Source organism: Primorskyibacter marinus (assembly GCF_003313245.1).
Lineage (GTDB): Bacteria > Pseudomonadota > Alphaproteobacteria > Rhodobacterales > Rhodobacteraceae > Primorskyibacter > Primorskyibacter marinus.
The window spans coordinates 1-5,659 of sequence record NZ_QJSD01000044.1 but is presented as its reverse complement, the minus strand read 5'-3'; the positions used below and the strand labels follow the sequence as shown (position 1 = coordinate 5,659).

The window sequence follows — 5,659 nt, the reverse complement described above, 5'->3', positions numbered from 1 at the left end:
ACTGTCTTGGGCTCCACGAAACGCATCTCGGGCTGACGTGCCGCAATGACAATCGCCTCGGCATCGGCCGCATCATTTTTCTGCCGCTTCACAAAGGGGCGCATGTATTGCGGTGCGATAAGCTTTACCTCGTGCCCAAGAGCTTCCATCTCACGGGCCCAGAAATGCGCACTGCTGCAGGCCTCGAAAATTACCATGCCGGGCTCTTGCTGCGCCATGAACGCGGGGAATTGCTTCCGCGTCAGCTTCTTGCGGAACTGGACCTCCCCCGTTCGAAGGGCACCATGAACTTGGAAAACTGTCTTTGCCAGATCGACCCCGATCATCATATTCTTCATCTCGCCGTCCTCCTCTGCGCGCAGCGTTGAACACCACGACCTTGGCACATTGCGATGCCGTCTAGGGAGGGCGGCAACCACTCCATCTGGCCTGTCCTGCGGTCACGAACAGGTTCAGCGGGCGTCCTTGACTGTCGCAGATGGCGTGCAGTTTCGTGTTCATGCCGCCCTTGGTCCGGCCAATCAGGCGTCCACGCCCCCTTTTTCGCAGTCATGCTGCTCGCTGTACGGTGTGCCTTCAGGTACGTGGCGTCGATCATCACAGTCCTCTTTTCGCCGTGTTCGGCAGCCAGACCGGCCATCATCCGAGCAAAGATCCCCTTATCGCTCCACCGCTTCCAACGGTTGTACAGCGTCTTGTGAGAGCCATAGGCGGGCGCGTCACGCCATCGCAAGCCATTGCGATTGATGAAGATAATCCCACTCAAGACGCGCCATCTGCGCATCCGTCAGCCAGAAAAGATCAGACATGTTCACCGCTGGTTTTCAGCAAGATGATGCATCCGGCACGGCGGAAATCAATGGGTCCTGACCCTAAGGCAGTTTCAGATCGGATTCGCCTCGGCGAACTTACGAAAAAACGCTAGAAAGGCGCGATCCGGATTCTCGACTTCGCCTTTTCCTTCCGCCCAAGTTCGCCACTCTCCCTCCACATAATAGATGTCGTATCCTGGATGGCGCAGACGGGCCGTTTCATAAGTTTCCATGCGCAGCGATGGACCCCGTTTGTTCAGCCAGTCCGGCCGCGGCTTTGCACCCCCCTGCCCCGCCGGCTGAACGGTCTCTGTGCGGCCTTCCGCCTTTGCACGTCGGCCCACCTTGGAAAACGACAGGGCCCGCTCTGCCTTGCCCGACGCCTCGCCATCCTTGCGCCACCAGCGCAACTCCACATGGGTGACAGATCGCCCAGTTTTCAGCGGCACTATTTCCACCATGTAATCAGACAAAGCGTTAACCTCCGTCACCGCAGGTTCTATCGCACGCAATTTCAGGTTCGACCAACTGGTCAACTTGCCCTTAGGCACGCCCAACACCCCGCGCAGCGCCTCGAGCGTGAATTTTTCCGCTGATTTCCACCGTAAATTTCCCCGTTTTTGCACCATTTCATACAAAGTTAGGGAATACTTCGATGATAGGGCAAACATCACTTCGCGTTGCAACCGGGCAAAGACGTTCGAATTATGGATGATCTTGCGCAATCGCGCCGGGATTTCGTACTCTAGCAAACCGTCACTTCGCAGACTTTCGATGTTGCCCCCCAGCAATTGCACCCGCTGTATCGCCGGTTTGCCATTCCATGTGACCTCGATCTTGACGATGGCCGCCATCAGGCGCTCGATCGACTCCCCGACCCTGTCGTTTGAATTATGCGATCCGCGCAACATGGATTTTGGAATAACGTGCGTCACCGGCTTGTCGATCGCATCCCACGCATTTTCCAACAGCTGGTTATAAATCCGCCGGTCTGCCAATGTAAGCGGCGTGACCTCAACCAGATCAACCAGTTCTCCGGGTTTGATCAGACTTTCTGCATTTGGACGCGCATCCAGTGTACGGTATGGTTTGGCTTCACTGCTCATGTTCTGCTACTTTGTTTTCTTACATTTGTACGGAAGTTGACGTAAGACTTCAAGACCAAGGTGCCCCGCCGCAAGATCCGGATGCACCCAAAACGTAGGTTTTCAGCGAGCGCACTGAACGAAGGTGATTCGCAGATGTTTGAAAAGATGCACCTTCTTCTGGGGTTTTTTTCACTTATCCACACCCACCCAAGATGTAAGAATTAAAGCCCACCCCGTATGTAAGCTTAGCCATCCCAAAGTGTATGTTTGGCCACCCCAAAATGTATGTCAACGCACCCGTTATGTAAGGATATTGGACATTATTCGTTTATAATCAATGCCCTAGAATGGTTGAACACTTGAATCCTGAATATAGAATAGCCGGGTTTGTTCACTTCGTTTTTGTTGGTAATTCTGCCCTACCGCATGCGTTCCTGCATGGTCTTAGCTGCCCAAACGAAGATTTGAGAATAGATCAATACCGCGCCTCCATAATTCTCTGATAAAACAAGGATCCCACTGTGAATTCCTGTCACATAGCAACAGAGCAACGATTTCCGCTTTTTTTGGGGTCCACCGCAAAAAATAGAACTTTACGCCATCCGGCCAAAGCTTCATGATTCGGATATACAATAAAGCAGAGGCAACCGATGCAGCCAGTCACCTTGAGAGAACTTGATAGCCTGTCCAACCGGGCGAGCACCGTCATCGGGCGTCTGCGAGACCGGGTGTTCGCGCCTGGTTCCGACAAGACACTTGAGATCCGGTTTAACGTCCGCTCTGCCGCAGAAATGGTGGGTCGTTCCGAAAAGCTGATCCGAGATGCCGAAGACGATGGCCGTTTGCCACCACCGGAAAAGGACCCAGCCACTAATCGGCGCACAGGATATTCGCTGGCGCAAGTCAACAAGATGCGAGAGGTTTTTGGCACCCTGCCCCATCGTGCGCCCGGTGATCCAGCCACGGTTCTAGCGGTTCAGAACTTCAAGGGCGGTGTCGGGAAATCAACTGTAGTCTGTCATCTAGCACAGTACTTTGCGCTGAAAGGCTATCGGGTCTGTGTGGTTGATTGCGACAGCCAGGGGTCATCCACCTCGATCTTTGGTCTAAATCCGGATGTGGACGTACAGGAAGACGAAGACACGCTTTACCCGTTCTTTCGTCATGGTGGTCCGAAATCGCTGCATTACGCCTTGCGGGCGACCTATTGGCCGGGCATCGCGCTGATCCCCTCCAACCTTGGGCTATATGACGCAGAGTACGAATTTGCGGCCCGGATGGCGCGAGAACAGGGGTTTATTCTGGACCGTCTAAGGGAAGGCATTGAAACGATTTCTGATCAGTTTGATATTGTCTTGCTTGATCCGCCGCCTGCCCTCGGGATGATCTCTCTGTCGGTGCTGCGCGCCGCAAACGCGTTGCTGATCCCTGCCCCGCCCAACAATATCGACTTTGGATCAACTGCGCATTTTCTCAAAATGATGGGGTCGACATTGAATGAACTGGCCGAACACGGCGGCGCGCGAGAGTATTCGTTTGTAAAAATCCTGACGACAAAGATGAACGACAACAAATCGGCGCATCAGGCGATCAAACGGATGATGGATGCGGTGTTCTCTCAGGACATGCTGCAATCTATCTTGAAAGACAGCGCCGAGATCGACAACGCGACTGCAAACCTGAGCACTGTCTACGAGCTGACTGGGCCAAGCACGCGTTCGGAAACTCACAAGCGTTGCCGCGCTTATTTGGACGCGGTCGGGCGCGAGGTGGAGGTTTTGATCCGCAAGACATGGCCGAGCCATCACGCGGATCTCAGAAAGGAAGGCATCCTATGAGCAAGCGACATGATGCAATTTTCGACGACGTCCTGAGTGGACTGCCGGACAGCGAAACCAAATCTGACGACCGGGGTGGCGCACGGTTCCTGAAGCGATCCAATGCGCTTGCGGAGTCGGGTGAGCGCGAGGAAAAAACCTTGCGTTGGGTCGATGCGGCTGTGTGCCGTATGTGGGATAAACACAACCGCGCCTATGATCTGCTGACTGAAGATAATTGCCGTGACCTGATTGACGGGATCCGGTCACAAGGGCAACAGGAGTTTCCCGCCATTGTGCGGCGGCTGCCTGCGGGAGACGGGGCAGAATACGAAGTCATCTGCGGCGCGCGCCGGCATTTTGCAATCACTTGGCTAAACGCGAACAACTACCCGCAGTTTCGTTATCTGATCGAGGTGCGCGATCTGACCGACGAGGAAGCGTTTCGCCTGGCTGACATTGAAAACCGCGACCGCGAAGACATCTCGGATTATGAGCGCGCCCGCGATTATGCGGCGGCTGTTCAAGCGTATTACGGTGGCAAACAGAAGCTGATGGCGCAACGATTGGAGGTGTCAGAAGCGTGGCTGTCGCGCTATTTGCAACTGTCGAAACTACCGGCCGAGATCGTGAACGCCTATGCTTCGATCCGTGACATCAAGGAATTGCACGCCCGACAATTAAAGCCATTGATGAATGATAAAATTGCCAGAGACAGTGTGTTGCAGGCTGCTTGTGATGTTGCAGATCAGCAGACTAAGGCGCGCGAAGGGCAGGGAGCAGCACTTGACGGGGCGCAGGTTTTGAATCGGCTAAAGGCGGCAGTAGCGCCGCCCAAAACAGCTAAGCCCACCGCCAAAGCTTATGGCGGGGCAAAAGATGAAGGCGGTGTAGTGATGCGTAGAAAAGGCCGTAAGATTGTGTTGGAGTATAACGCAACTCTGTCGGTTAAATCTTTGCAAGCGGCGTTCGATCAGATTCTTGCGGACGCGGAAGCAAACGATCTGTAAGAAATTGCCATGTGGCAACTTTTCAAAAATTGCCACATGGCAATTTTCTTGACGAGGCAGGGTGCCACGCCTTGCCTTTTTCCGTCTAACAGACCGCATTTGGAGAAATGAGACGAATGCGGCCTCCTACCCATGGAAATCTTGGCTTCATCTGATTGGTCGTTGTACAACAATGACACCGTTGAGGTTGCATCGCGTTTTGATCAGGCCGCCGAGAAGCGTGATCGTGAGGCTTTAAGTCCCGGATGCGCACACCGCATGCCAATTATTGCTTTCTGGACGGTAAGGGCGCGCGCAATTTGATCTCTCCGAAATCTGGCGCTGCCAATGGGGTGTCGAGCGCGCTGGCCGCTATGCAACTTATCTGCTCGCCGTCTTTGATTTCCTTGCCGAGTTTCCCGAGATGACCTGAGAATGGACAGAATCTTCTCCGCCAGTGCGGCTCCATCCAAATGGAACGCATCTTGTGATCTTCTGCGCAAGAGGGCAGGGGGCGCGCCTTGACATTGCCAACCTGTTTGCCCGCCAACTTTTGCATAGACAACCGGGATGAAAATGCCTTGCACTGTGAATCGGCATGCGAAATTGACCCACCTGTTTCGTTAACATCCGCGCTTCAAGTGCGGAGGAAAGAGCAGGTGTTATTGATGGAAAGTGTATCGAAGGTCCGACGATGGGTATTGGTTGAGGGCCGCAGCATCCGGTCTGTTGCGCGGGCGACGGGATTATCGCGGAACACGATCAGGAAGTATCTGAAGGATGAGAGCCCGCCGAGCTACAGCGCCAGGCCCCGCCGGTTCGGCACAAACTGTGCAACGGGTTTGATCTTCGGCTTCAGGACCTGTTCGATCAGGACCAGAAGCGACCACGCCGGGAGCGGCGAACGGCCGTGAGGCTTTATGAGCAGCTTGTGTCGGAAGGGTATACCGGTT

3 protein-coding genes and 2 pseudogenes are annotated in these 5,659 nt (G+C 54.3%); 2 read left to right on the top strand and 3 right to left on the bottom strand.

Annotated elements, in window-relative coordinates; translation table 11 throughout:
* The 3 genes and pseudogenes from DMZ65_RS19200 to DMZ65_RS19190 form a co-directional block, all read right to left on the bottom strand.
* A pseudogene (locus tag DMZ65_RS19200) lies at positions 1–338 on the bottom strand (IS110 family RNA-guided transposase); the annotation flags it as partial.
* A gap of 91 nt (positions 339–429) precedes the next feature.
* A pseudogene (locus DMZ65_RS19195) lies at positions 430–809 on the bottom strand (IS5 family transposase); the annotation flags it as partial.
* 74 nt (positions 810–883) lie between these two features.
* Positions 884–1,918: a replication initiation protein gene (locus DMZ65_RS19190; protein WP_116600303.1), complete on the bottom strand. Its 1,035-nt coding sequence runs from the start codon at positions 1,916–1,918 to the stop codon at positions 884–886.
* 632 nt (positions 1,919–2,550) lie between these two features.
* On the opposite strand from DMZ65_RS19190, the gene DMZ65_RS19185 reads away from it, so the two are divergent.
* Both DMZ65_RS19185 and DMZ65_RS19180 read left to right on the top strand, forming a co-directional pair.
* The gene (locus tag DMZ65_RS19185; RefSeq protein ID WP_116600302.1) at positions 2,551–3,738 is read left to right on the top strand and encodes an AAA family ATPase; all 1,188 of its coding nucleotides are present in this window, start codon (positions 2,551–2,553) and stop codon (positions 3,736–3,738) included.
* Positions 3,735–4,727 (top strand): ParB/RepB/Spo0J family partition protein, encoded by a 993-nt coding sequence (locus DMZ65_RS19180; protein ID WP_116600301.1) that lies wholly within the window; start codon positions 3,735–3,737, stop codon positions 4,725–4,727. The genes DMZ65_RS19185 and DMZ65_RS19180 overlap by 4 nt, the downstream gene beginning before the upstream one ends.
* Positions 4,728–5,659 lie beyond the last annotated feature (932 nt).